This window comes from Kribbella sp. NPDC043289 (genome assembly GCF_056436705.1).
This window is the reverse complement of the sequence record NZ_JBWKCB010000005.1, coordinates 548,226-570,683: the sequence shown is the minus strand read 5'-3', so window position 1 is coordinate 570,683 and position 22,458 is coordinate 548,226. Positions and strand designations below refer to the sequence as shown.

Sequence of the window (22,458 nt, the reverse complement as noted above, 5' to 3'; positions counted from 1 at the left end):
CGCGTTTAGGGTTTCTGTCGTGACCGGACTGGTGATCTTCGACAACGACGGCGTACTGGTGGACTCCGAGCGGCTGGCGAACTCGATCTTGGCGGAGTTGCTGACCGAGGCGGGGCTGCCGTACACGTTCGACGAGGCGGTGCGGGACTTCATGGGCGGCTCGATGGCCTCGATGCGGCAGAAGGCCGAGGCGCAGCTGGGCCGCCCGCTGCCGGCCGATCTCGAGAACCGGTACCACGAGCGGTTGTTCGCCGGGTTCGAGCGGCTCCAGGCGATCGCCGGCGTCGAGGCTGTCCTCGATCACCTGGACGCCCGCGGCGTCACCTACTGCCTGGCCTCGTCCGGCACTCACCGGCGGATCCGTACGGCGCTCACCGCGGTCGGCTTCCTGTCCCGGTTCGAGGGGCGGATCTTCAGCGCCGAGGACGTCGCGCACGGCAAGCCCGCGCCGGACCTGTTCCTGCACGCGGCCGCCGCCCTGGACGTGAAGCCGGTCGACTGCCTGGTGATCGAGGACAGCCCGCTCGGGGTCGCCGCCGCGGTCGCCGCCGGGATGAAGGTCTTCGGGTACGCCGGCATGACGGACCCCGCGAAACTTTCCGATGCGAACACGGTTTTCCACGACATGACGGCCCTCGCTGACCTCATCGACGGCGCCTGAGACACTGGATGGACCATGCCTACCCCTCAGTCACGCCCCGTCCGCGCTGAAGCGATCGTCGATCTGGATGCGATCCGCCACAACGTGACCACGCTGCGTGCCCGCGCTGAGGGTGCGCAGATGATGACGGTGGTGAAGGCCGACGGGTACGGGCACGGGATGGTCCCGGTCGCGCGGGCCGCCCGGGAGGCCGGTGCCGACTGGATCGGGGCCGCGGTGCTCGAGGAGGCGCTGGCGCTGCGTGCGGCCGGTGACACCGGGCCGATCTTCTGCTGGCTGACCACGCCCGGCGAGCCGCTGACCGACGCGATCGAGGCCGGTATCGACCTGTCCGCCGGCGCGCCCTGGGAGATCGACGAGCTGGCGGCCGGCGTGACCGACCGGCCGGCGCGGGTGCACCTCAAGATCGACACCGGGATGTCCCGCGGAGGCGCCGTACCGGAGGAGTGGCCGGCGTTGATCAGGGCCGCCCTGCGCGAACAGACGGCCGGGCGGATCGAGATCAAGGGCATCTGGTCGCACCTGGCGTCCTCGGACGAGCCGAAGAGCCCGGTGAACGAGAGCCAGTTGGCGACGTTCACCGAGGCGATCGAGGTGGCGGAGTCGTTCGGGATCGACGCCGAGTTCAAGCACCTGGCGAACTCCGGTGCCACGCTGGCGCTGCCGGAGACGCATCTCAACCTGGTCCGCCCGGGCGTCGCGACGTACGGACTCTCGCCGTTCGGGCACGCGTTGCCGTCGGCGGAGCTCGGGCTGCGGCCCGCGATGACGCTGAAGGCGCGGCTCGCGATGGTGAAGCGGGTGCCGGCCGGCGCGGGCGTCTCCTACGGCCTGACCTGGACGGCGCCACGACCGTCGACACTCGGCCTGGTCCCGCTCGGGTACGGCGACGGTCTGCCGCGGCACGCCTCGAACGGCGGCCCGGTCCAGGCCGCTGGCGCGCGGCGGGCGATCGTTGGCCGGATCTGCATGGACCAGTGCGTGGTCAACCTCGAGGACGACCAGGCGACCGCCGGCGACGAGGTCGTGCTGTTCGGCCCGGGGACGTCCGGTGAGCCGACCGCCGACGACTGGGCCGACGCCGCGGGCACCATCAACTACGAGATCGTCACCCGTCTGGGCGCCCGCATTCCGCGCCGGTACGTCGACAGCGCGGCGGGCCCGAGCACCCGACACGAAGGGTAGACCGGCGTGTCCAAAGCAGGGCGGACCGCGGGCCTGATCGGTGCCGCGGTCGGAGTGCTGGCCGCGGGCGCGGCGGCCGGAGTGGCGGTCGAGCGTCAGCTGATCGGCCGGCGTGCGGGTCAGCGCAAGCAGCTCGAGGCCGAGCCGTTCGGCTCGGTGCACGGTACGCCGTACGTGTTCACCGCCGACGACGGTGTCGAGCTGTACGTCGAGGTTGACGAACTCAAGCGGTCCCGGCGATCGGCACCGCCGCCGCCGAAGCGCCGGCTCAGCCGGAAGCTTCCCGTGCCGCCCGAAGACCTGACGGTGATCTTCGCGCACGGTTACGGGCTGAACATGGACGCCTGGCACTTCGAGCGCCGGGACATGGCCGGGATCGGCACGATGGTGTTCTACGACCACCGCTCGCACGGGCGCTCCGGCCGGTCGCCGCAGGAGAACGTCAGCATCGACCAGCTCGGGAGGGACCTGTACGGGATCCTCGAGCGGTTCGCGCCGACCGGCCCGGTGATCCTGATCGGGCACTCGATGGGCGGCATGACGATCATGGCGCTGGCCGAGCAGCACCCGGAGCTCTTCGGGGACCGCGTGATCGGCGTCGGCCTGTGCTCGACCAGCGCGGGCGGTCTGGACCGGGTCCCGATCGTGTTCCCGGGCAAGATCGGGATGTGGGCGCGGGCGCTCGCGACGCCGACGGTCGCGGCGCTGGCCCGGATCCCGGAGGTGGTCGAGCGCAGCCGGAAGGCCGGTTCGGACCTCAGCTACCTGCTGACCCGGAAGTACTCGTTCGGGTCCGAGGTGCCGCCGGCGTTCACCGAGTTCGTCAACGAGATGATCGCGGCGACGCCGATCGAGGTGATCGCGGAGTTCTACCCGATCTTCGCGCTGCACGACAAGTACTCGGCCCTGGAGCCGCTGCAGAAGGTGGAGTGCGTGGTCATCGGTGGCGACAAGGACGCGCTGACCCCGTTCGACCACGCCGAGGAGATCGTCCGGCGGGTGCCCGGCGCCGAACTCGTCGAGGTCAAGAACTGCGGTCACCTGGGCCTGATCGAGCACCACCGTGAATTCACCGCGGCCCTCCTTGGCATGATCGAGCGAGCCGAACAATCCCTGGGACCCTCATGACCGACCTGCACGTCGTAGACGCAACTGCTGAGCACGTTGACGAGATCGTCACGGCGATCCATCACGCCTTCTCCGCCCGCCGGGTCCTCGACCCGCCCTCGACCGCGCTGTCCGAGAACGCGACCACGGTCGCGGCCGCCGTCGCGGAGCACGGTGGGTTGCTGGTCCGGATCGACGGCAAGCCCGCGGGGGCGATGCTGTTCGAGCAGGCCGGTGACGTACTGAACCTGCGCCGCGTCTCGGTGGACCCGCGGTACCAAGGCCGCGGTGTCGCCTCCGCGATGGTCGGCTGCGCCGAGGAGGTCGCCGTACGGCGTGGGCTCGCGCGGGTGAACCTGATCGCGCGGGTCGAGCTGCCGGACACGGTGGAGTTCTGGCGGCGGCGCGGTTACTCCATCGTCGACCAGCAAGGTGCGAACCTGATCTACGCGAAGGCGATGCCGGTCGAGCGAACGGTGCCGACGGCCGACGACATGCAGGCGATCGGCGAGGAACTGGCCGGTCAGCTGCGCGCGGGCGACGTACTCGTGCTGTCCGGTGACCTCGGGGCCGGGAAGACCACGTTCACCCAGGGCCTCGGCGTTGGGCTCAAGGTGCGGGGTGCGATCACGTCGCCGACCTTCGTGATCTCGCGGGTGCATCCGTCGCTGGTCGACGGGCCGCCGCTGGTCCACGTGGACGCGTACCGCATCGGCGGGTTCGCGGAACTGGACGACCTCGACCTCGACGCCAGCCTGGAGGACGCGGTCACCGTCGTCGAGTGGGGTCACGGGCTGGCCGAGGCGCTGGCGCCGGACCGGCTGGACGTCGTGGTGACCCGCGGCGACGACGACACCGACGAGACCCGCGCGCTGCGGATCACCCCTGTCGGCCCGCGCTGGGCAGCGTCCGGCGTCCGGGTATCGGTACTGGAGAAGAACTGACATGCTGCTTGCCTTCGACACCTCGAGTGCCGCCGTCACCGTCGCGCTGGCCACGCCGGCCGGTGAGATCGTCGCCTCGTCGACGACCGTGGATGCGCTGCGGCACGGCGAACTGCTCGCCCCGGCGATCGAGTCCGCGCTGAAGACCGCCGGCGTCACGCCACGCGACCTGACCGGGATCGCGGTCGGCGTCGGACCCGGCCCGTTCACCGGGCTGCGGGTCGGCCTGGTGACCGCCCGGACGATGGGTGAGGTGCTGGGGATCGAGGTCTCCGGTGTCTGCAGCCTCGACGTCCTGGCCCGGCAGTCGGCGATGACGCTGCCCGTCGCGGTCGCGACGGACGCGCGGCGCAAGGAGATCTACTGGGCGCTGTACGACGGCCCGGCCGCGGACGGCAGCCGCCGACGGCTCGAAGGTCCCGCGGTCGACAAGCCGGCCGAGGTCGCCCACGTGCTGTCCGGTCTGCCGGTGATCGGCCGCGGAGCGGTCCTGTACGCCGACGTGCTCGGCGTGACCACCGTCGACGTCACGGAGTACCCGTCGGCCGAGGTATTGGCGACGGGTGTGGCGACCAAGACGCTCGAGGTGGTCGCACCCGAGCCGCTGTACCTGCGCCGGCCGGACGTCACGCTGTCCGGCGGGCCGAAGAGCGTGCTGTGAGACCTGCCATCCGGGCAGCGGTGCCGGCCGACCAGCCCGCGCTCGTCGCCCTGGACGAGGTGTGCTTCGGGCCGGGCGCCTGGAGTACGGTCGCCTGGGCCGACGAGTTCGAGCGGCTGTCCGAGGACCGCGTGATCCTGGTGGCGGACGAGGGCGAGCCCGTCGGGTACGTCGTCCTGCTGCTGCCCCCGGTCGCCGAGGACGTCGTCGAGGTACTGCGGATCGCGGTCACCCCGGCGGAACGGCGGACCGGGATCGGTGGGCAGCTGATGTCGGCGGCGCTGGCCCGGTGCGCCGGCCGGACGGTGTTGCTGGAAGTTGCGGCGAGCAACGAATCGGCGATCGGGCTGTACCGGGGATTCGGTTTCGAACAGATCAGCCGGCGACGTGGGTACTACGGCGCCGGCGAGGACGCGGTGATCATGCGGTGGCGGGAGACAGTATGAGTGCGAATGAGCCCCTGATCCTGGGGATCGAGACGTCGTGTGACGAGACCGGCGTCGGGATCGTGCGCGGGCAGACGCTGCTCGCCGACGCGATCGCGTCCAGTGTCGAGGAGCACGCCCGGTTCGGCGGGGTCGTGCCCGAGGTGGCCAGCCGGGCGCACCTGGAGGCGATGGTTCCGACCATCCGCCGCGCGTGCGAGACGGCCGGCATCAAACCGACCGACGTGGACGCGGTCGCGGTGACCAGCGGCCCGGGACTGGCCGGCGCGCTCCTGGTCGGTGTCGCCGCCGCGAAGGGTCTGGCGCTGTCGCTGGACAAGCCGATCTACGGCGTGAATCACCTGGCGGCGCACGTCGCGGTGGACACCCTGGAGCACGGTGACCTGCCGAAGGGCTGTGTCGCGATGCTGGTGTCCGGCGGGCACTCGTCGCTGCTCGCGGTCGAGGACATCACCGACGGCGTCGTACCGATGGGGAGCACGATCGACGACGCGGCCGGGGAGGCGTTCGACAAGGTGGCCCGGGTGCTCGGGCTGCCGTTCCCGGGTGGGCCGTGGATCGACAAGGCGGCGCGGGACGGTGGCGACCGGCTGTACGTGAAGTTCCCGCGTGGGCTGACGTCGCAGCGGGACCTCGAGCGGCACCGGTTCGACTTCTCGTTCTCCGGGTTGAAGACCGCGGTCGCGCGCTGGGTCGAGGCGAAGCGGCGCGACGGCGAGGACGTGCCGGTGAACCACGTCGCGGCGGCCTTCCAAGAGGCGGTCTGCGACGTACTGACCCGGAAGGCGATCGACGCGTGCAAGGAGCGCGGGTTCGAGCACCTGCTGATCGGCGGCGGTGTCGCGGCGAACTCGCGGTTGCGCGCGATGGCCGAGGAGCGGGCCACGGCGGCGGGGATCGCCGTACGGGTGCCGCGGCCGGGGTTGTGCACGGACAACGGGGCGATGGTCGCGGCGCTCGGTTCGGAGCTCGTCCGGGCCGGACGGGCGCCGTCACCGCTGGATCTGCCGGCCGACTCGTCGATGCCGGTCACGGAGGTCCTGAACAAGTGAGGTGGACCGGTCCCGACGGCTTCGAGGCCGATGACGACGCGACCCGTATCGACGCGGCCGTGGTGCAGGGCTTCTTGAGTACGTCGTACTGGGCGCAGGGGATCCCGCAGGACGTGGTGGACCGCGCGATCGCGGGTTCGCTGAACCTCGGGGTGTACGACGCGGACGGTGCGATGGTCGCGTACGCGCGGATGGTGACGGACCGGGCCACGTTCGCCTGGCTGGCCGATGTGTTCGTGCTGGAGTCGCATCGCGGGCACGGTCTGGGGCGGTTCGTGGTGTCGACCTTGCTGGAGCACCCGGACCTGAAGGGTCTGCGGCAGGTCCTGCTGGCGACCGCCGATGCGCACGAGCTCTACCGTTCGTACGGTTTCACCGAGACGCCGCCGGGCCGGATGATGGCGATCCGCCAGGATCCGACCGAGCTGTACGTGCAGCCGTGATGCGCCCGGGTGTCGACCTCGTCCGGCACCCGGCCGGTGCGACCGATCTCGTGCTGCTCGCGCACGGCGGTGAGGAGCACTCCCACGCCGACCCGCACCTGTGGCGGCCGGCGTTGCTCCGGATGTGGCCGTTCGCGCTGGCCGCGCGGTCGGCGCGACCGGACGTGGCGATCGGGCTGCTGAGGTATCGGTTCCGCGGCTGGAACGACGACGGTGATGCCGCCACCGATCTGCGAGCCGTCTTGGACGCGCTCCCGTCGGTGGTCTCGCGCGTCTTCCTGATCGGGCACTCGATGGGTGGACGAGCCGTTGTTGCCGCCGGCGACCATCCTCGGGTGGCGGGAGTGCTCGCGCTGGCTCCGTGGCTGCCGCGCGACGAACCGCTGGTCGCGCTGCGTCCACCGGTCACGTTCGTGCACGGCACCGACGACACGATGACCGACCCGGCTGGAACCACGGCGTACGCCGCTCGGCTGCGGGCGGCCGGCGTGGCGGTGACGACGTACCTGCTCGAGGGCGAGGGGCACGCGATGCTGCGGCGGCCGAAGGACTGGGACCGGCTGGTGGCCGACTTCGTCCGAGAAACCCAGGGTGGTGGTGGCAGCGAGCGGCTGCCCGAGACTGGCGTCGCTCACGTGGCGTCGGGGGTGGCGAGCATCGCGATGGCGCGGTTCCGGTTGCCCGTGAAGGAACGGTTCCGGGTGGCCGACGAGGTCGCGACTCGATAGGACAGGCGCCGACGCGCGCTGCTTGTTAGGCTGCGCCGACTCCGTGCGGGAGGTGGCCGGTCGATGCGTACTTCGGACAGCGAGCCGACGAGCGGCATTCTCGCGCCCCGCTTCGTCGGCCGGGACCGCGAACTGGCCATGGTCCGGGACGCGTTGGACACCCCCGAGCCGGTGGTTCTGCTGGTCGAGGGCGAGGCCGGGATCGGCAAGACCCGGCTGGTTCAGGAGGTCCTGCGGGGCGTCGAGCGGACCACGCTGCTGGTCACATGTCCGCCGTACAGCCAGCCGTTCACGTTGGCCGCGGTGGTGGACGCGGTGCGGGCGGCGGTCGACGACGTCCGGCGGTTGTCGCTGAGCCCGCTGACCGGGGCCTTGCGGTCGGTGTTCCCGGAGTGGATCGGTCATCTGCCGCCGAGCCCGGAGCCGCTGGACGATCCGGCCGCCGCACGGCACCGGTTGTTCCGCGCGCTGGGCGAGTTGATCGACGCGCTCGGGATCTCGTTGCTGGTCGTCGAGGACGCGCAGTGGGCCGACCCGGCGAGTGTCGATCTGCTGCTGTACCTGCAGACCCGGCCGGCCGCGTCCCTGTCGTTGGTGATCACCTGCCGGACTCCCGACGTACCGCGGCTGCGGATCGTGCCGGGCGCGGTGCGGGTCCGGCTCGACGGCTTGAGCGTCGGCGAGACCGCGACGCTGGTGTCGTCGATGCTCGCGGAACCGCCTGTTTCCAAGGCGTTCGCGGGCTTCCTGCGAACGCGGACCGACGGCGTACCGCTGGCGCTGGAGGAGACCGTCCGCCTGCTGCACGCCCGCGCCGACCTGACCCGTCGCGACGGCGCCTGGGTACGGCGACAGCTCGACCAGATCACCGTCCCGGCCCGGATCCGCGACGGCGTACTCGAACGGTTCGCGCATCTCGAGCGACCGGCGCAGGCAGTACTGCGGGCCGCGGCAGTCGTCGGCGAACCGGTCGACGTCGACGGTCTGGTCGCGATCACAGGGCTGGCCCAGGGGCCGGCGTACGACGGGGTGTCGGCGGCACTCGCCGTCCAGCTGCTCGAGGAACGCGGGACCGGGGTCGCGTTCCGGCACGCGCTCGTCCGGCAGGCGGTGTACGACGAGATTCCCGCGCACGAACGGCGCGCCGCGCACCGGGCGGCGGGGGAACTGCTGGAGTCGCGGGGCCGGGCCGCGCAACTGGCCGAGCACTTCAAGGCGGCCCGCGAGCTCCCGCGCTGGCGCCGGTACGCCGAGCAGGCGGCCGATGCGGCGCTCGCGGCCGGGGACGAGACCACGTCCGTCGGGTACCTGTTCGACCTCGCGCTCGAGGCGGAACTGGACGGTGCCGAACTGGCGCGGATCGCGGCGAAGATCACCTACAGCGCGGTCGTGGGGGAGCAGCGGTACGACGCGTTGATCCAAGCGTTGCGAGCCGCGCTCGACGAGTGTCCTGACGAGGCCCGTGGCGCGTTGCGGTTCCAGCTCGCGCGGGCGTTGAGCAACTCCGGCGACTTCGCCGGGTCGCGGCGGGAGCTCGAACTCGCCGTACCGGATCTGGCGCAGGACCGGACCACGTCGATGCGGGCGATGTTGATGCTCGGCGTACCGCACGGGACGCGGTGGCCGGCGTCACGGCACCTGGGCTGGCTGCGGCGGGCGCGCGAGTTGGTGCGCCTGGACGATCCGGCCGAAGGCACGCGGTTCCTCGTCGACCACACGGTCGGGTTGCTGGGGCTCGGCGAGCCGTCCGGGTGGGATCAGCTCGACCAGCTCCCGGACGAGGTGACCGATCCGCGGCAGCGCGATGACCTTGCCCGAGGCAACATCAACTTGAGCGACGTGGCGCTGTTGTGGGGTCGGTACCGGGAAGCGCGCACGATGCTGGATCGCGCCGCCGAGCTGGCCGAGGGGCGCGGCTACGTGCGGATGACGGACCTGATCGCCTTGAACCAGGCCCGGCTCGACTGGCACACCGGCGCCTGGGACGGGCTGGCCGAACGAGCCGCCGCGCTGGCCGACAACGAGGACATCCAGGCGAACACCAGGGTCGAGGCGCTGCTCGTCGCGCTCTGGCTCGACCACGCGGCGGGGCACGAGATGACCCGGCTCGACGAGGCGGTCCGGGGCGTCTGGCAGTTCGCACCGACGTCACTGACGGCGGAAGTCGCAGCATTGGCCGCGATCGGGCCGCTCGCCGACGGCCGGCCGGACGAAGCGGTACGCCTCACCGATCCGGCGATGGAGATCATCCACACCAAACAGTCCTGGCTGTGGGCGAACGAGCTGGTGCCCGTCCGGGTCGCCGCGCTGGCTGCGGTCGGCCGGCTCGACGACGCGACCGAGCTGACGGCTGACTTCCGGCGCGGAGTACCGGCCGAGCGTTCGCTGAGCTCACCCGCCGCGGTCGCCACCTGTACGGCGTTGGTCACGGCGGCATCCGGTGACTTCGAACGCGCGCGTACGGCGTACCGCGAGGCCGCCCGAGCGTGGGAACAACTGCCGCGCCCGTACGCCGCTCTGCTGGTCCAGGAGCAGGCCGGACGCTGCGACCTCGTCGCTGGCCGGACCGCCGACGGGTTGGCCTTGCTGACCGCGACCTTCGACGGACTCGCGGCGTTGGGTGCGCGTGCCGACGCGACCCGGATCCTGCAGGTGCTGACGGAGCACGGCGTCAAACGCAGCCGACCCTGGTGGGGCGGCCGCAAGGGGTACGGCGATCAGCTCTCGCCCCGTGAACTCGAAGTCGTCCGTCTGGTCGCGGAAGGCCGTTCGAACCGCGAGGTGGCCGAGGCGCTGTTCCGCTCGCCGCACACCGTCTCGTCCCAGCTGTCGTCGGCGCTCCGCAAACTCGGGCTGAGCTCGCGCCAGGAGATCCCGGCGGCCGCGCGAGAGGCGGGACTGCTGTAGTTCAGATTGGTGCGGTGTTGGGTCGAGATTGGTTCGGTCCGAGCCCCCACCGGACGGTCCGCCTGGGTTGACTGCTGGCATGCGTGATCCACAGAAGCCGCGGGCGTCCACGGACGAAGGATCCGAGCCGGCCGCGGCCGATGCCTCCGACGAGCAGCCCGAGCCCGACGTGCCGGCCGGCACCGACGACTACGAGCCGCTCTGACCGCCCACTCGACCAGGGAGTTCCCCCGCCCATGAACAGATCAGCCGAGTTCCGCCGAAGTCGTGCGTTCCTGCTTTTCCTGCTCGTCATCACCCTCACCCTGGCGCTGGTCCAGGTACCGTCGGCGCAGGCCCGGACCGACGCCGGCCCGGCACCGATCCGTCCGGACAAGATCGCCAAGTCCCTGCAGCAGAAGTTCACTGCCGACAGCACCGGTCCGCAGGACTTCTGGATCAAGTTCGACTCCGCCGCCGACACCTCGGCGGCCTCCGGTATCCGCGACTGGACCGAGCGCGGCACGTACGTCGTCGATCGGCTCAGCAGAGCGTCCAAGGACGCGCAGGCCGGAGCCCGGGCCATCCTGGACAAGGCCCACGTGGACTACACGTCGTACTGGGTGTCCAACGCGATCCGCGTGCACAACGGTGACTTCACGCTGGCGCAGACGCTGAGCGCCGCGCCGTCGGTGCAGAGCATCTTCGCGCCGGTGTCGTACAAGCAGGCCGAGCCGGTGCAGACGAAGGCTGCCGCGGCCGCCACCGGGCCCGAGTGGGGCGTCCGGAACATCAAGGCCGACCAGGTCTGGCAGAAGTACGGCGCCCGCGGCGACGGCATCACCATCGCCAGCATCGACACCGGCACCGAGCTGAGCCACCCGGCGCTCGTCGAGCAGTACCGCGGTACGAACGCGGACGGCTCGTTCAGCAACGACTACAACTGGCTCGACACGTCCGGAGCCTCGCAGTACCCGACGGACCACCAAGGCCACGGCACCCACACGATGGGCACGATGGTCGGTGACGACGGCGGCGTGAACCAGCCGGGTGTCGCGCCCGGCGCACGCTGGATCGAGGCGAACGGCTGCTGCGCGTCGGACGAGACGCTGCTGCAGGCGTCGCAGTGGATGCTGGCGCCGACCAAGCAGGACGGCAGCGCGCCGGACCCGTCGAAGCGGCCGAACATCGTCAACAACTCCTGGGGTTCCACCGAGCCGACCACCGAGCCGTTCCTCGAGGACATCCAGCAGGCGTGGGCGGACTCGGGCATCTTCGGTGTCTGGAGCAACGGCAACAACGGACCTGGCTGCAACACCGCCGGCAGTCCGGGCAGCCGGACCGTGAACTACTCCGTCGGTGCCTACAGCGAGGACGGCACGATCGCGAGCTTCTCCAGCCGCGGCCCCGGCCAGGACGGCGAGGTCAAGCCGAACATCTCCGCACCCGGTGACCTGGTCCGCTCCAGCTACCTGAACGGCCGCTACGCGGTCATGAGCGGTACGTCGATGGCGGCACCGCACGTCGCGGGAGCCGTCGCCCTGCTGCTGTCGGCGCACCCGGAGCTGATCGGTGACGTCGCGCGGATCCGGCAGCTGCTCGACCAGACCGCGCAGGACGCCGACGACACCACCTGTGGCGGCACTGCGGCCGACAACAACGTGTACGGCGAGGGCCGCCTGGACGCGCTCGCCCTGGTCGAGGCGGTCGACGCGGGCGCATCCGGCGCCATCGCCGGCAAGGTCACGAGCAGCACCGGTACGGCGGTCTCCGGCGCGGCCGTGGCGCTGGCCGGATCGGCCGGTCAGCGCTCGACCCGTACCGATGCTGATGGCAACTACTCGGTCGCGAACCTCCCGGTCGGCAGCTACACCGCGACGATCACCGCGTTCGGCTACAAGGCGGGTACGGCGACCATCGTGGTGACGGCCGACCAGACGACGACCACCGATGTCCAGTTGGCCGACACCGACGGATTCACGGTGTCCGGGTCGATCGCGGACCAGACGACCGGCGGGCCGCTCGCCGGTACGGTCACGATCGTCGGGACGAAGTACGTCGCGACCGCGGACGCGAAGGGTCGGTACACGCTGAAGGGCGTGCCCGGGCCGCGCAGCTACACGGTGAAGATCGACGACGGCGGCCGGTGTGCGGTGCCGGTGTACCGCACGATTCAGGTGGCTGCGAACACGACGGTTCCGGGCGTCGAGCTCGGGCGGCGGTCCGACCAGCCGATGAGCGCGGACGGCTGGTGGGGCGGGAGCTACGGCTACACCTGTGGCCTGGAGCCGACGAACTGGATCGAGGGTTCGCAGGAGGTCACCAAGCCGCAGGTCTATGACTCGACGGCCGTCAAGCTGCCGTTCCGGTTCACGTACTTCGGGAAGGCGTACGACACGGCGTACATGGCTCCCGGCGGGATCGCGCAGGTCGGGTTCTGGACCACGCCGTTCAACTCTGACGCCTACCCGTACGACGAGTTCGGGTACAACACCGTGAACTACGGGCTGACCCCGCGGCTCGGTGCGAACTTCGACGACGGGCAGGCGCAACTGTTCACCCGCACCAGCGGGACCGCGCCGAACCGGACCTTCACGATGGAGTTCCGGAACTACTCGGTGATCGGCCAGGACATTCACTTCAGCTACGAGGTGACCTTGCACGAACGCGGCGACATCGTGTTCGCGTACCGCGGTCTCGACCCGGCCGACCCGCTGCAGACCGGCCTGCAGACGATCGTGCAGATCAGCGACCACAGTCCGGACGGGCGCGCCGCCGACCGCACCGAGTTCACGTACTCGAACTGGGAGCCGGTGCTGTCCAGTGAGCGGCAGATCCACTTCAGCCTGCCTGCGAACGGTTTCGTCAACGGCACGGTCGTGGACAAGGCCGGCAAGCCGGTGCCGAACGCGAATGTCGACCTGCGCGACCAGAACGGTTGGCTCGCCCAACGGGTCATGACCGATGCCCAAGGCAAGTACCGGTTCCAGCTGATGACCGGTCGGCAGTACAAGCTGTCGGTGCTGGCCAAGCCGGGGTACGACGCGGTGCCGGACCAGGCCGTGAAGTTGACGGCCGATCGGCAGGAGCTGGCGCTGCGGACGACGTTGTCGAGCGGTGTGATCAACGTGCCCTCCACGGTCTCGCCGCGAGCGGGCAAGCCGGTCGAGGTTGCGCTGCGCAACGACGGCGACGGTCCGCTGAACTGGCGGGCGCGGCTGTCGGCCCCTGGTACTGCCGGGGCGACGCCGGGCACCGAGCTGTCGAAGATCCTGTTCGGCAAGGCGACGAACGCGGTCGAGGAGGTCGACGGGCAGTACTGGGTCACGGACCTGCTCGGGCAGAGCATCGTCCAGGTGACCGCGGGCGGTGACCCGACCGGTGCGGTGATCCCGATGGCTCCGATCGCCAAGGCCGTCGGGGCGGGTGACGCACTGACGGTCGCGACCGACCTCGCCTGGGTGCCGGACCGGTCGATGCTGTGCATGACGCTGTACCGGGTGACCACGGACATCGCCTGCGTCAACCCGGCGGCGCCGGCGAACGTGTCGCTGATGCGGACCGGCTACCGTGCGGAGGTGCAGCTGGTCGGGCTCGCGTACGACGCGGACCAGGACCGGTTCTTCACCACGGCGCAGAACCAGATCGGTGGGTTCCAGGCGCAGATCCGGACGCTGACCGGCTTCGGGCACGCCGATCCGGGCGAGCTGCTCGCCAGCTGCATGTATCCGCGGCAGGCTTCGGGGCTCGGCTTCAACCCGGTGTCGCAGTCGCTCTGGTCGCACACCGAGGAGTTCGGCGACGGGCTCGGGCACAACCAGTCCGTCTACCGGCAGATCGACCCGGCGACCTGCGCGGAGCAGTCGTCGATGACGATTCCGGAGTACTCCATCGCTGGCGGTCCCGGGACCTCGGTGGATCTCGACCCGCAGGGCAACCTGATCACGACGTTCTTCGCCAGCACCAGCGTGATGACGGTGGCCACGCCCGACCCGATCACACCGCAGCCGCGGTGGGCTTCCGTGCCGGTGGACTCCGGCACGCTGGCGAAGCGGGGGCGGACGACGATCCCGGTCGACGTGACCTGGCCGGACGGGGTGTCACAGCTGACGCTGACGATCCGTGGGAACGGAGGTGCGCAGCCGGCCCGGACGGTGACAGTTCAGCGTCCTAAGTGAGGTGATCGCGGTGGGTGCGTGGCTGGTCGACGGCTGCGCACCCACTGCGGGGTGACAAAGGCCCGGGGGTGACGCGCACCGCTTGCTCCCCAGGCGAACGGTCAGCGGCCAACCGGTTCCACGCTTCAGGCTGCCGAACCGAGATGAACGGTGCACTGCAGTTTTGTGAACGGACGTGAGTGTCCTGAGTCGGAGGTTCGACGGCGCCGAAATCACTCGCCGAACCTCCGACTCAGGACACTAGTGGCGGGTCTCCGGGGAGCGCAGCAACGGACGCAGCACCTCGCCCGTCGGCAAGTCACCCGGAGACCCGCACGCGAGATCGATCATATGTTCGAATACAGGTCGAGCGCAAGTCCGGATTGCTCGGCCCGGTGCCGGCCGGGTGTGGTGCCGACGACGGCCGCGAAGGCTGTGATGAAGCCGCTCGGGTTCGCCCAGCCGCAGGCGTGTGCGACGTACGTCGTGTCGTGGCCGCCGGCGAGCAGGACGAGAGCATGGTAGATCCGGAGCTGGGTGCGCCACTCGTAGAAGGTCATGCCGAGTTCGTTGCGGAACAGTCTGCTGAGCGTGCGCGCCCCGGCGCCGGCGCTGCGGCCGAGCTCTGCCAACGGGGTGTTGTCGGCAGGGTTCTCGTGCAGCAGGTTCGCGATGGTGCGCAGGCGGTCGTCCTGCGGCTCCGGGAGTTGGAGCGGCTGCTCCGTCGCTTCATGCAGCTCGTCGACGAGGACGCGTTGCAGGCGGGCTCGGGCTTGGTCGTCGAGGTGGCGGCTGGTCAGGGCGAGCAGGACCTCCCGCGCAAGGCCGGAGGCCAGGAAGACCGCGGGGTGGTTCGGGACTCGTCTGGCCAGCGCGGCCGACAGGAAGACGATGCGCATGTCGGTCTCGCCGTGGGCGCGGTGGTGATGCACGGAGCCGGCCGGGGTCCACGCGATCCGGTTCGCGGGGACGATCGATGTGCCTTCGTCGGTGTGCACGGTCAGGACGCCGCGGGCGGCGTACACGAGGTGTCCTTCGTCGTGGGTGTGCACGGAGCTCGTGCCGCCCGACGTCCAGCGGTGAGCCCCGGCGGACGGGAACAGCTCGGACCGGACGGGTTGGCGGCCAACGGGCATAGCTTGGCATTCTATCGGTGGTCGGCCAGGCGGTACTCGACGCACTGTGGACGCATGAATGCGACGATGCGTGCCGCGGTCTGTGCCCGCGCAGGTGGTCCCGAGGTGCTGGAGATTCGCGAGTTGCCGGTGCCGGCGGTTCGGGACGGCTGGAGTCTGGTGCGGGTGCGAGCGGCCGGGCTGAACCGGTCGGAGTTGCGGACCCGGCAGGGGCACTCGCCGACCGTGACGTTTCCGCGGGTGCTCGGCATCGAATGCGTCGGAGTCGTGGCGGTGTCGACCGATCCCGCCGTACCGGAAGGGGCGACGGTCGCGGCGGTGATGGGGGAGATGGGACGGCAGTACGACGGGGGTTATGCGGAGTACGCGTTGTTGCCGAACGCATCGTTGATGCCGCTCGACAGCACCTTGGCGTGGGACGTGCTGGCCGCGCTGCCGGAGACGTACCTGACTGCGTTCGGGGCGCTCGAGGCGGTGGGGATCGAGGCGGGCGGCCGGCTGCTGATCCGCGGCGGGACGTCGTCGGTGGGGATGGCTGCCGCGTCGATCGCGCGTGGGTACGGCGTTGCGACCGCGGTGACGACACGGCGGCCCGACAAGGCCGGTGCGCTGACGGCGGACCACGTGGTGATCGACGACGGTGGACCGTTGGCGCTGCCGTGGCCGGACGGGCCGTCGTACGTGCTGGATCTGGTCGGGGCGCGGACGGCGGTGGAGTCGTTGCGTCTCGTCGCTCCGGGCGGGACGGTGTGCGTCGCGGGTTCGCTCAGCGGGTGGCTGATCGAGAACTTCGAGCCGATCGCGATGATCCCGAGCGGTACGCGGCTGACCGCGTTCCACAGCGAGACGATGAAGGGCCGGACGGACGTGCTGCAGCGGATCGTCGGTGAGGTCGAGGCTGGGGTCTACGCACCCAATGTGGACCGCGTGTTCGACCTGGAGGACATCGTCGCGGCGCATCGGTCCATGGAGAACGACGAGGCGACGGGGAAGCTGGTCGTCAGGATGTGATGCGGCGGCACGAGTAGGCGACAGCGTCCCGGCCGATCCGCGTGATGATCAACGTCGCGGACGCCGAGCCCTTCGGCGCGAGCTTCTTGCGCAGCTGGGCCGGATCGACGTCCACGCCGCGCTTCTTGATCTCCAGCGTGCCGATGCCCTGACTGCGCACCCAGGAACGCAACGCCTTCTCCTTGTAGGGCAGCTCCTCCAGCACCTCGTACGCCGAGCTGAGCGGCGTCGGGACGTACTTCGCCGCGGTGACGTAGGCAATGCGCGGATCCAGAAGCCAGCCGTCCACCGCGGCGGCCACTGCGGTGACCAGACCGGCCCGAACGACCGCACCGTCGGGTTCGTAGATGTACTGACCGACCGGCCCGACTTCAGCGTCCGGCGCTTTGGAGACGCTGGCCTGGCTCGGCAGCAGAGTGGCGCGCCGTGTGGTGCCGGTGGAGAGCGCGCCGGACCACAGCGCGGCCTCCTTCACCTCACCGGAGTCACTGACCCACTCCGCCTCGACACCGTCGGGGATCGCGTCGTGCGGAATCCCCGGTGCGACCTTCACGCAAGCAGTCCGCTCCAGCAGCCCAGTCACGAACGACCAGGGTGGCGAGTAGGCGTTGTGATCGAACACGCGCCGCCCGTCCGCCCGCCGCGCCGGGTCCGCGAACACCACGTCGTACGGCGTGAGGTCGGTCGACTCCGCCTCGCCGATCAGCACGTCACCCGGGAGACCGAGGGCGGCCAGGTTGGCGCGAGCAGTGGCTGCGGTCTCGGGGTCACGTTCGACGCCCGTCACGCGCAGACCGGCGCGTGCGGCGCTGATGAGGTCACCGCCGATCCCACAGCCCAGGTCGACCACGCCGGCGCCCGGGAGCGTGGCTGCGATCCGTGCGGCGCGGTGGGTGCCGACAGCGGTCCGGGTGGCCTGCTCGAGGCCGTCGGGGGTGAAGTACATGCGCTGCGCGTCCGGACCGAACTTGGCGACGGCGCGGTGGCGTAAGGCGGCTTGCGTGACCGCAGTCGTGACCAGCGTTGCGTCGTACCGGCGTCTGAGCTTCTCGACGAGCTGGAGCTCACGACCGGGCTGGTAGTCCGCACAGGCTGTGGCGAGGACCTCGGCGCCCGGTCCGTCGAGCAGTGCGGTGACAGTCACTCGGACAACTTTAGAGGGGGCTGGAACAGCTCCTGCTCCAGCTGCGGCCGGCCATCGAGTAGAGGCGCCAGTTCATGGCTGAGCGAGTCTTCGGGCCGTAGATGCCGTCGACCACCAGGTGGTGCCGGCGCTGGACCAGCTTGATCGCGGCCTGGGTCTTGGTGCCGTAGAGCCCGTCGACGGCCAGCTTGGTGCCGTAGCAGAAGTTGAGGTTGCGCTGGAGCACCTGGATCGCGGTCTCGGGGTCGCCGTACCGGTTGGAGCCGCGGTAGGGGTTGTCGCCGTACATCAGGTTGCAGGTGGTGCTGGCGCTGGCGTAGATCGACGGCATCGGGATGCCCCAGCTGCGGTTCACCGGGACCAGCCGCGCGGCCCGGCACTGCGGGAGCGCGGCCGCGGCCTTCAGTTCGGCGGCGGTCGCATTACGGGACTCCTCGGGCTGGTCGGCGGCCTTGGCGTCCTTCGCGGCCTTCGAGCCCGGTGCCGTTGCGGGCGCGCCGGCCGCCGGGGAGTCGGATTTCGAGGCGTTGGCGGCGACCGCTCCGACCGCCACCGCGCCGACCGCGGCGAGGAGTGCGACGGTGCGGCCGGACAGCTTCGGTAGCTTCGGCAGCTTGAACGCCATGGCTCCTCCTGGGGGCCGTCCCTGAGACCGCTCTGAGAGAACGGTCGCATGCCGGCCGGTGTTTGACCACATTCCGTACCGGGGCGGTCACCCAAGAAATCCGTTCGTCTTCGAGAATTCCTTTGGCACTCGAGTTGACCGAGTGCTAATCGCGGCCTAGATTCGGTGTTGGCACTCTCCTAGTGAGGGTGCCAGCGGTCCGGCCCTTGACCCCCGCGACGGCAGGGGAGCGCGACCACATGGGAATTAGACAAGCGAATTCGACCGTGGAGGTCAGCAAGTGTCGGTCACGATCAAGCCGCTCGAGGACCGCGTCCTCGTCGCGCCGCTCGAAGCCGAGCAGACCACGAAGTCCGGCCTGGTGATCCCGGACACCGCCAAGGAGAAGCCGCAGGAGGGCGAGATCCTCGCTGTCGGCCCGGGCCGGATCGACGACAACGGCAACCGCGTCCCGCTGGACGTCGCCGTCGGCGACAAGGTCATCTACTCGAAGTACGGCGGCACCGAGGTCAAGTACGACGGTCAGGACTACCTGATCCTGGGCGCCCGCGACATCCTCGCCGTCGTCAGCAAGTGACGAACCACCGTTCCTGACCGACACCGCCCCGGAGCCCACTGGCGCCGGGGCGGAGTGGGTTCCTGCCGGGCCGTCCCGGCCGGGAACGGCGTTCGTTCGGCACCTGCAACGTAGACATTCAGAAAAGGACTGGTTTTCTTCATGCCGAAGATCCTCGAGTTCGACGAGAACGCGCGGCGCGCCCTGGAGCGCGGCGTCGACAAGCTCGCGAACACGGTGAAGGTGACGCTGGGCCCGAAGGGCCGCTACGTCGTCCTGGACAAGAAGTGGGGCGCCCCGACCATCACCAACGACGGTGTCACCGTCGCCCGTGAGGTCGAGCTGGACGACCCGTTCGAGAACCTTGGTGCGCAGCTCACCAAGGAGGTCGCCACCAAGACCAACGACATCGCCGGTGACGGCACAACCACCGCGACGGTGCTGGCGCAGGCACTGGTGCACGAGGGCCTCCGGGCGGTCGCCGCCGGCGCCAACCCGATGGGCCTCAAGCGCGGTATCGAGGCGGCTGTCGAGGCCGTGTCGGGCAAGCTGGTGGACACCGCGAAGCCGGTCGACGACAAGGGCGACATGGCCCACGTCGCGACCATCTCCGCCCGCGACGCCGAGATCGGTGCGCTGATCGCGGACGCGTTCGACAAGGTCGGCAAGGACGGTGTGATCACCGTCGAGGAGTCGAACACCTTCGGGACCGAGCTCGAGTTCACCGAGGGTATGCAGTTCGACAAGGGCTACATCTCGCCGTACTTCATCACCGACGCCGAGGCCGGCGAAGCGGTGCTGGAGGACCCGTACATCCTGATCCACCAGGGCAAGATCTCCGCGATCGCGGACCTGCTGCCGCTGCTGGAGAAGGTCGTGCAGTCCGGCAAGACGCTGCTGATCATCGCCGAGGACGTCGAGGCCGAGGCGCTGTCCACCCTGGTGGTGAACAAGATCCGCGGCAACTTCACCTCGGTCGCCGTCAAGGCGCCGGGCTTCGGTGACCGCCGCAAGGCGATGCTGGAGGACCTGGCCGCCCTCACCGGCGCGCAGGTCGTGGCCCCCGAGGTCGGGCTGAAGCTCGACCAGGTCGGCCTCGAGGTGCTCGGTTCGGCGCGCCGGATCGTCGTCTCGAAGGACAACACGACCGTTGTCGAGGGCGCCGGCAAGGCCGACGACATCGAGGCCCGGGTCAACCAGATCAAGGCCGAGATCGAGCGCACCGACTCCGACTGGGACCGCGAGAAGCTGCAGGAGCGGCTGGCCAAGCTGGCCGGTGGCGTCTGCGTGATCAAGGTCGGCGCGGCCACCGAGGTCGAGCTCAAGGAGAAGAAGCACCGGATCGAGGACGCCGTGTCCGCGACCCGGGCCGCGATCGAAGAGGGCATCGTCGCCGGTGGCGGCTCCGCTCTCGTCCACGCGGCCACCGTGCTCGACAAGGAGCTCGAGCTCGACGGTGACGAGGCGACCGGTGTCCGGATCGTCCGCAAGGCCGTCGTCGAGCCGCTGCGCTGGATCGCCGAGAACGGTGGCTACGAGGGCTACGTCGTCGTCGCCAAGGTGTCCGAGATGGAGCCCGGCAACGGCTTCAACGCGGCCACCGGCGAGTACGGCGACCTGCTCGGCACCGGCGTCCTCGACCCGGTCAAGGTGACCCGGTCCGCGCTCGCCAACGCCGGCTCGATCGCCGCCCTGCTGCTGACCACCGAAACCCTGGTGGTCGACAAGCCCGAGGAAGAAGAGCCCGCCGCAGCCGGCCACGGCCACGGCCACGGTCACTGACCTCAGGCAGTAAGCAGCAGTCCGACAGCACCGCCCGGCAGGGGTCTCCACCCCCGCCAGGCACGCACCACCGCCTCGCAGGGGTTGTCCACCCCAGCCAGGCAGCACAGCACACAAAGCACCGCCCGGCAGGTCCCCACGACCAGCCGGGCGGTGCTTGCTTTCCCGCCCCGCCCCGCCCCGCCCCGCCCCGCCCCGCCACGCCCCGCCCCGCCCCGCCCCGCCCCGCCCCGCCCCGCCCCGCCTCCCCCACCGCCGCTCTCGTCGAGCCTGCCGACAACGCCGCAAACGGTCCGCGAACACAACAACCAGGGCCCCTGAACAAGCAATAACCTGTCCCCACCCACCGCCACGCGGGCAAGCCCCCGCCTTCCGGCGCGCGAGTACGGCGGCGTACTGGCTGCTCGTGCGCTGGGCCGTTCCGCGGACATCTGGCCGGCGGTGATGGGGACTGTGGACAGGGTGTGGTGACTGAGCACAGGCAATTGCTTGTCTCCAGTCACCGCAGCCTGAGCAACCCCCCGTCTTCCGGCGCGCGAGCGCGGCGGCGTACGGGCTGATCGCGCGATGCACCGCTCCGCGGACGTGTGGCCGGGGGTGATGGTGGGTGTGGACAGGGGCTGGGGACTGTGCACAAGCAATTGCCTGTGCACAGTCACCGCCGCGCGGGTAAGCCCCCGGCTTCAGCGCCGGTCGCGTGACCGGGTCCGCGGACAGCACCAGCGCGCGTGGCGGCGTACGAGTTGTTCCTGCGATTCGCCGGGGCGTGGGCGTCTGGCTGGGGTGGTGAGTGGTGTGGGGCAGGGGTGTGGTGACTGAGCACAAGGTATTGCCTGTGCTCGGTCACTGGGGGCTGGGTTCGGGTGCGGGTATGGGGTGGTGATGGGATGGGTGGGTGTTGATTCGGGAGCGCGGTGACGGGGATCTTGAGGTTTGTGTTGAGTTGTTGCGGGCGGTGTATGAGCGGGCGGGGTATCCGATCAACTGGCCTGCGGATCCTCGGGGGTGGTTGACGCCGGAGAGTCGGTTGGGGTGCTGGGTTGCGGTCGTCGACGAGCGGGTTGTCGGGCACGTTGTACTGACGGCTGTTGGTGATGGTGCCGAGGTGGAGCGGTTGTACGTCGACCCGGAAGCGACCGGGCGGGGGATCGGTCGTGAGTTGCTCGCGTACTGCGTGACGACGGCGGCGCGGCTCGGTCGGAAGCTGTCACTCGAAGTGGTCGACAACCGAGGCGCCGCCGTACATCTCTATCGCCGGGCGGGTTGGATCGAGGCCGGGCGGACACCGATCGACTGGGGTGGAACCCACGCCACCGAACTCATCCGCTTCAACGCCCCCGCCTAGCAACAGCCCCACCCAGCAGCCGCCCAACCCAACAACAGCCCAACCCAACAACAGCCCAACCCAACAACAGCCCAACCCAACAACAGCCCAACCCAACAACAGCCTCGCCTGGGCAACGGGCCGGTGGGTGGCCGGCCCGCGCGCTGGTTATGCGGGGCGGGCTGCTCGTTGTTGGATTCGTTGGCCGATGATGTCGGACAGCCAGCCGAGGCAGGCGCCGGCCGTCAGAGCAGTTACAGCGCGTGGCGAAGGTGGCTGCGCGGCGTACGGACGTGATCGATGTACGGCATCTTCCGGGCGAACTGGGGGCCGGGCCGAGTCACCGGCTGAGCCGGATCGAGCGGTTCGGGCGAGACGAAATCATCCGTGTTCTGGGACGTCCGGAGGTTTCGATGAAGAATGCGGCGGCTGAACTCGGGATGAGCCGCGCGACGATCTACCGGAACATCGCGCAGTACGGGATCCGAACTGGCCAGTAGTGACAGATCGTGATCAACTGGCCGGAAGCGACCACGAATTGCCACTAGGCAAGTGAGGTTGAGAGCCGTAGCATCTTCCAGGCTGACCGGTCCGACACGAGGGGGCGAGG

General features: G+C 70.1%; 20 protein-coding genes. 17 read left to right on the top strand and 3 right to left on the bottom strand.

Annotation, left to right across the window (positions count from 1 at the left end; genetic code table 11):
- Nucleotides 1–19: 19 nt before the first annotated feature.
- The 12 genes from AC0662_RS30480 (at nucleotide 20) to AC0662_RS30425 (ending at nucleotide 14,291) form a co-directional block, all read left to right on the top strand.
- Nucleotides 20–661 carry an HAD family hydrolase gene (locus tag AC0662_RS30480; protein ID WP_478304947.1) on the top strand — a complete coding sequence of 214 codons (642 nt, stop codon included), beginning with the start codon at nucleotides 20–22 and terminating at the stop codon, nucleotides 659–661.
- A gap of 15 nt (nucleotides 662–676) precedes the next feature.
- Nucleotides 677–1,846 carry an alanine racemase gene (alr, locus tag AC0662_RS30475; RefSeq protein ID WP_478304945.1) on the top strand — a complete coding sequence of 390 codons (1,170 nt, stop codon included), beginning with the start codon at nucleotides 677–679 and terminating at the stop codon, nucleotides 1,844–1,846.
- 6 nt (nucleotides 1,847–1,852) lie between these two features.
- On the top strand, nucleotides 1,853–2,974 hold the full coding sequence (locus AC0662_RS30470) for an alpha/beta fold hydrolase (RefSeq protein WP_478304943.1): 1,122 nt from the start codon (nucleotides 1,853–1,855) through the stop codon (nucleotides 2,972–2,974).
- A complete protein-coding gene (gene tsaE, locus AC0662_RS30465) occupies nucleotides 2,971–3,897 on the top strand; it encodes a tRNA (adenosine(37)-N6)-threonylcarbamoyltransferase complex ATPase subunit type 1 TsaE (RefSeq protein WP_478304941.1) in 927 nt (308 codons plus the stop codon). Before AC0662_RS30470 ends, tsaE begins: the two co-directional genes overlap by 4 nt.
- A gap of 1 nt (nucleotide 3,898) precedes the next feature.
- Nucleotides 3,899–4,558 carry a tRNA (adenosine(37)-N6)-threonylcarbamoyltransferase complex dimerization subunit type 1 TsaB gene (gene tsaB, locus AC0662_RS30460; RefSeq protein WP_452203027.1) on the top strand — a complete coding sequence of 220 codons (660 nt, stop codon included), beginning with the start codon at nucleotides 3,899–3,901 and terminating at the stop codon, nucleotides 4,556–4,558.
- The gene (locus tag AC0662_RS30455; RefSeq protein WP_478304938.1) at nucleotides 4,555–5,004 is read left to right on the top strand and encodes a GNAT family N-acetyltransferase; all 450 of its coding nucleotides are present in this window, start codon (nucleotides 4,555–4,557) and stop codon (nucleotides 5,002–5,004) included. Before tsaB ends, AC0662_RS30455 begins: the two co-directional genes overlap by 4 nt.
- Nucleotides 5,001–6,056, top strand: a complete 1,056-nt coding sequence (gene tsaD, locus AC0662_RS30450) for a tRNA (adenosine(37)-N6)-threonylcarbamoyltransferase complex transferase subunit TsaD (protein WP_452203023.1) — start codon at nucleotides 5,001–5,003, stop codon at nucleotides 6,054–6,056. Before AC0662_RS30455 ends, tsaD begins: the two co-directional genes overlap by 4 nt.
- Complete coding sequence (locus tag AC0662_RS30445; protein WP_478304936.1) at nucleotides 6,053–6,499, top strand: GNAT family N-acetyltransferase; 447 nt, start codon at nucleotides 6,053–6,055, stop codon at nucleotides 6,497–6,499. Before tsaD ends, AC0662_RS30445 begins: the two co-directional genes overlap by 4 nt.
- Nucleotides 6,499–7,227 (top strand): dienelactone hydrolase family protein, encoded by a 729-nt coding sequence (locus AC0662_RS30440; protein WP_478304934.1) that lies wholly within the window; start codon nucleotides 6,499–6,501, stop codon nucleotides 7,225–7,227. The genes AC0662_RS30445 and AC0662_RS30440 overlap by 1 nt, the downstream gene beginning before the upstream one ends.
- A 63-nt stretch (nucleotides 7,228–7,290) precedes the next feature.
- Complete coding sequence (locus tag AC0662_RS30435) at nucleotides 7,291–10,134, top strand: helix-turn-helix transcriptional regulator (RefSeq protein WP_478304932.1); 2,844 nt, start codon at nucleotides 7,291–7,293, stop codon at nucleotides 10,132–10,134.
- 79 nt (nucleotides 10,135–10,213) lie between these two features.
- Nucleotides 10,214–10,339, top strand: a complete 126-nt coding sequence (locus tag AC0662_RS30430; RefSeq protein ID WP_452203017.1) for a hypothetical protein — start codon at nucleotides 10,214–10,216, stop codon at nucleotides 10,337–10,339.
- 31 nt (nucleotides 10,340–10,370) lie between these two features.
- Nucleotides 10,371–14,291, top strand: a complete 3,921-nt coding sequence (locus AC0662_RS30425) for a S8 family serine peptidase (RefSeq protein ID WP_478304929.1) — start codon at nucleotides 10,371–10,373, stop codon at nucleotides 14,289–14,291.
- Nucleotides 14,292–14,617: 326 nt separating this feature from the next.
- On the opposite strand, the gene AC0662_RS30420 is transcribed toward AC0662_RS30425, so the two are convergent.
- The gene (locus tag AC0662_RS30420) at nucleotides 14,618–15,406 is read right to left on the bottom strand and encodes an AraC family transcriptional regulator (RefSeq protein ID WP_452203013.1); all 789 of its coding nucleotides are present in this window, start codon (nucleotides 15,404–15,406) and stop codon (nucleotides 14,618–14,620) included.
- A 54-nt stretch (nucleotides 15,407–15,460) separates the two neighbouring features.
- Between AC0662_RS30420 and AC0662_RS30415 the strand changes: the two genes are divergently transcribed.
- The gene (locus AC0662_RS30415) at nucleotides 15,461–16,417 is read left to right on the top strand and encodes a zinc-binding dehydrogenase (RefSeq protein ID WP_452203011.1); all 957 of its coding nucleotides are present in this window, start codon (nucleotides 15,461–15,463) and stop codon (nucleotides 16,415–16,417) included.
- On the opposite strand, the gene AC0662_RS30410 is transcribed toward AC0662_RS30415, so the two are convergent.
- Both AC0662_RS30410 and AC0662_RS30405 read right to left on the bottom strand, forming a co-directional pair.
- A complete protein-coding gene (locus AC0662_RS30410; RefSeq protein WP_478304927.1) occupies nucleotides 16,407–17,561 on the bottom strand; it encodes a class I SAM-dependent methyltransferase in 1,155 nt (384 codons plus the stop codon). The two genes, AC0662_RS30415 and AC0662_RS30410, sit on opposite strands and share 11 nt — an antisense overlap.
- 10 nt (nucleotides 17,562–17,571) lie before the next feature.
- Nucleotides 17,572–18,186, bottom strand: coding sequence for a peptidoglycan-binding domain-containing protein (locus AC0662_RS30405; RefSeq protein ID WP_452203007.1), 615 nt, complete (start codon nucleotides 18,184–18,186; stop codon nucleotides 17,572–17,574).
- 280 nt (nucleotides 18,187–18,466) lie between these two features.
- On the opposite strand from AC0662_RS30405, the gene groES reads away from it, so the two are divergent.
- The 4 genes from groES (at nucleotide 18,467) to AC0662_RS30385 (ending at nucleotide 22,348) form a co-directional block, all read left to right on the top strand.
- Nucleotides 18,467–18,763, top strand: coding sequence for a co-chaperone GroES (gene groES / locus AC0662_RS30400; RefSeq protein WP_130384566.1), 297 nt, complete (start codon nucleotides 18,467–18,469; stop codon nucleotides 18,761–18,763).
- Nucleotides 18,764–18,904: 141 nt separating this feature from the next.
- Entirely contained in the window at nucleotides 18,905–20,524 is a 1,620-nt protein-coding gene (gene groL / locus AC0662_RS30395; protein ID WP_452203005.1) for a chaperonin GroEL, read from the top strand.
- A gap of 895 nt (nucleotides 20,525–21,419) precedes the next feature.
- The gene (locus AC0662_RS30390) at nucleotides 21,420–21,869 is read left to right on the top strand and encodes a GNAT family N-acetyltransferase (protein WP_452203004.1); all 450 of its coding nucleotides are present in this window, start codon (nucleotides 21,420–21,422) and stop codon (nucleotides 21,867–21,869) included.
- Nucleotides 21,870–22,111: 242 nt separating this feature from the next.
- Nucleotides 22,112–22,348 (top strand): helix-turn-helix domain-containing protein, encoded by a 237-nt coding sequence (locus AC0662_RS30385; RefSeq protein WP_478304924.1) that lies wholly within the window; start codon nucleotides 22,112–22,114, stop codon nucleotides 22,346–22,348.
- Nucleotides 22,349–22,458 lie beyond the last annotated feature (110 nt).

Bases quoted from the DNA above. Each gene is read 5' to 3' on its own strand.
- tsaD (WP_452203023.1), top strand. From the start codon at position 5,001: ATGAGTGCGAATGAGCCCCTGATCCTGGGGATCGAGACGTCGTGTGAC.
- AC0662_RS30440 (WP_478304934.1), top strand. From the start codon at position 6,499: ATGCGCCCGGGTGTCGACCTCGTCCGGCACCCGGCCGGTGCGACCGAT.
- tsaB (WP_452203027.1), top strand. From the start codon at position 3,899: ATGCTGCTTGCCTTCGACACCTCGAGTGCCGCCGTCACCGTCGCGCTG.
- groL (WP_452203005.1), top strand. From the start codon at position 18,905: ATGCCGAAGATCCTCGAGTTCGACGAGAACGCGCGGCGCGCCCTGGAG.
- alr (WP_478304945.1), top strand. From the start codon at position 677: ATGCCTACCCCTCAGTCACGCCCCGTCCGCGCTGAAGCGATCGTCGAT.
- AC0662_RS30415 (WP_452203011.1), top strand. From the start codon at position 15,461: ATGAATGCGACGATGCGTGCCGCGGTCTGTGCCCGCGCAGGTGGTCCC.
- tsaE (WP_478304941.1), top strand. From the start codon at position 2,971: ATGACCGACCTGCACGTCGTAGACGCAACTGCTGAGCACGTTGACGAG.
- AC0662_RS30425 (WP_478304929.1), top strand. From the start codon at position 10,371: ATGAACAGATCAGCCGAGTTCCGCCGAAGTCGTGCGTTCCTGCTTTTC.
- AC0662_RS30405 (WP_452203007.1), bottom strand. From the start codon at position 18,186: ATGGCGTTCAAGCTGCCGAAGCTACCGAAGCTGTCCGGCCGCACCGTC.
- AC0662_RS30430 (WP_452203017.1), top strand. From the start codon at position 10,214: ATGCGTGATCCACAGAAGCCGCGGGCGTCCACGGACGAAGGATCCGAG.
- AC0662_RS30420 (WP_452203013.1), bottom strand. From the start codon at position 15,406: ATGCCCGTTGGCCGCCAACCCGTCCGGTCCGAGCTGTTCCCGTCCGCC.
- AC0662_RS30435 (WP_478304932.1), top strand. From the start codon at position 7,291: ATGCGTACTTCGGACAGCGAGCCGACGAGCGGCATTCTCGCGCCCCGC.